This is a genomic window from Cupriavidus sp. MPR-AND1C, assembly GCF_058809705.1.
Genome location: NZ_JBXASU010000156.1, coordinates 1 through 2,304, shown reverse-complemented (window position 1 = coordinate 2,304; position 2,304 = coordinate 1). Strand labels below are relative to the sequence as shown.

The 2,304-nt window shown below is 63.8% G+C and carries 4 protein-coding genes; all 4 read right to left on the bottom strand.

The window, feature by feature from the left end; translation table 11 throughout:
• Positions 1-218: 218 nt before the first annotated feature.
• Positions 219-551 (bottom strand): hemin uptake protein HemP, encoded by a 333-nt coding sequence (locus AC1RWI_RS37050; protein WP_043347818.1) that lies wholly within the window; start codon positions 549-551, stop codon positions 219-221.
• 216 nt (positions 552-767) lie between these two features.
• A complete protein-coding gene (locus AC1RWI_RS37045) occupies positions 768-1,181 on the bottom strand; it encodes an ExbD/TolR family protein (protein ID WP_043347815.1) in 414 nt (137 codons plus the stop codon).
• A gap of 29 nt (positions 1,182-1,210) precedes the next feature.
• Positions 1,211-1,948, bottom strand: coding sequence for a MotA/TolQ/ExbB proton channel family protein (locus AC1RWI_RS37040; protein ID WP_043347812.1), 738 nt, complete (start codon positions 1,946-1,948; stop codon positions 1,211-1,213).
• Between the two features lie 29 nt (positions 1,949-1,977).
• A partial coding sequence (locus AC1RWI_RS37035; protein ID WP_492870787.1) for an energy transducer TonB occupies positions 1,978-2,304 on the bottom strand: 327 nt, incomplete at its 5' end.

Here is a 2,304-nt window from a genome sequence, read left to right as displayed (position 1 = left end):
GTGCCGGCAGTGAGCGTGGCTCACGGCCGGCACCTCCTGCCTACCGCGGAGCGAATCGCTTGTGCTCCCTGATGCCAAAGCCTGTCGACAGGCTTTGGCGTCGGGCTGCCGGTTCCGGTAGCCCTTCTTGCATCGAGATCCCGTACAGCATTACATGGTTGCCACGAGGGTTTCCCACGGCATGGCTTGTGCTGGCGCGTGCGCGCGCTCGGGCACGGTCACTTCGTCAGGATCAGCTTGCCATAGCGCGTGATGCGCAGCGTGTAGACCTCGCCGTTATGCAGGATCGGCAGCAGGTTGGCGCCACGCATCAGCGAATCCAGGGGCACTGCATCCCCAGCGGGCGCAGCGGGGAGGCTGTCGCGCACCAGCGCTTCGAGCCGGGCGGGCAGGGCAGCTACAGCAGATTTCATCGATTCGATCGCCGCGCTGGCGGGGTTTTCGCGCCGCGCCGGCGCAGCCTTGCTGGGATTGACTTCGACCCGGCGCAGGGAAAGGCGGCGACGGGTGACTTCATGCGGTTGCGACAGCGGCAGGGTCAGGGTGCTCATGGGCGGGCTCCGGTCCGGTGGTCTGTGGCGGCTGCGCGGGACTGCGAGCGGTCACGACCGGGTTCAAGTTGGCTCAATATTAAATGAGAATTGTTATCATTACAACAGGGATCTCTATTGTGAAGGACGGTTCAGCGCAAACAAAAAGGGCACTCCATGGAGTGCCCTTTTTGTCGATGCTCCGCTGCCGGCCCAAATAGCACGGCACGAACAGCACTAATGCTTGGGTTCCGTGATGAACCCGATCTTGCCCAACCCGCCGTGCTGGGCGGCTGCCATGACTTCCGCCACACGCTCATAGCGCACGTCGCGATCGGCCCGCAGATGCAGCTCAGGCTGCGGCTGCTGCTGCGCGGCCTGGGCTATGTTGGCTTCGAGCGTGGGCTCGTCCACCTCAGCCTGGTTCCAGAAGACCTTGCCGCTGGCGTCGATCGCCAGGTTGATGTTCTGCGGCTTGGGATCGTTGGGCGTGTTGGTTGCACGCGGAAGGTCGATCTTGACCGTGTGGTTGATCACGGGAATGGTGATGATGAAGATGATCAGCAGCACCAGCATGACGTCGACCAGCGGCGTCATGTTGATTTCGCTCATTACTTCGTCTTCGTCCGAGTCGAGGGTGCCGAATGCCATGATGACTTCCTTGTTGCCTTGCTGCGGCCTTACTGATTCTTGACTGCGAGGCGCACACCGTTGTCATCGGCGGCACGCGCGCTGGCGCTGGCCGGGCGCACACGGGCGCCGGTGACGAAGTAGGCGTGCAGGTCGTGGGCGAAGCGGTTGAGTTTCGAGATCACGCCCTTGTTGCCGCGGGTCAGCGCGTTGTAGCCGAGCACGGCGGGGATCGCAACAGCCAGGCCGAAGGCGGTCATGATCAGCGCCTCGCCCACCGGGCCTGCCACCTTGTCGATGGTCGGCACGCCGGAGGCGCCGATGTTGATCAGCGCGTGATAGATGCCCCACACGGTGCCGAACAGGCCAACGAACGGCGCTGTGGAACCGACGGACGCCAGCACGGCCAGGCCCGATTGCATGCGTGCAACGGCGTCGTCGATGGCGCTCTTGAGCGAGCGGGTGATCCAGTCCGAGATGTCCATCACGTCGTGCAGTTGCGGCTGGCTGGCGCGATGGTGCTGCGCGGCTTCCTTGCCGGTCATGGCCAACGCGCGGAACGGGTTGGCTTCGCTGCTGCCGAGGGTTTCGAGCGCGTGGTCGAAATCGTCGGAGTGCCAGAACCGCTTTTCAGCGCCATGCGCCATCTTCTTCAGCCGGAAGAGATCCCACGCCTTCGTGAGAATCACGATCCACGAAGCCAGCGACATGATGAGCAGAATGATGGCGGTGGCACGCATGACGAAATCGCCTTGCGTCCAGAGGTGAGAAAGTCCGAGGTCCTGCATGTTGGTTCCTGGTGAGGTCGGTATTGAAATCAGTTGAGTTCGAACCCGATCGGCTGCTGGGCGGTAACCGCCACGGCACGACCGTTGTCCAGATAGGGCTTGCAGCGCATGCGTCGCACCGCCTCCTCGGCGGCCTGGTCCAGCCTGGAGGATCCGCTCGAGGTTACGACCGTGGTCTTGACCACCTTGCCGGTATCGTCTGTAGTCAGACGCACCACGGCCTTGCCGGTTTCACCCATGCGGCGCGATTGCGACGGGTAGGTGGGCTGTGGCGGGCTGCACTGGATCTCGCCAATGCCGACCGCGCGTGGCGCTGCCGACACAGGAGCGGCTGGCTCGGGGGCGGGGGCGGGCGG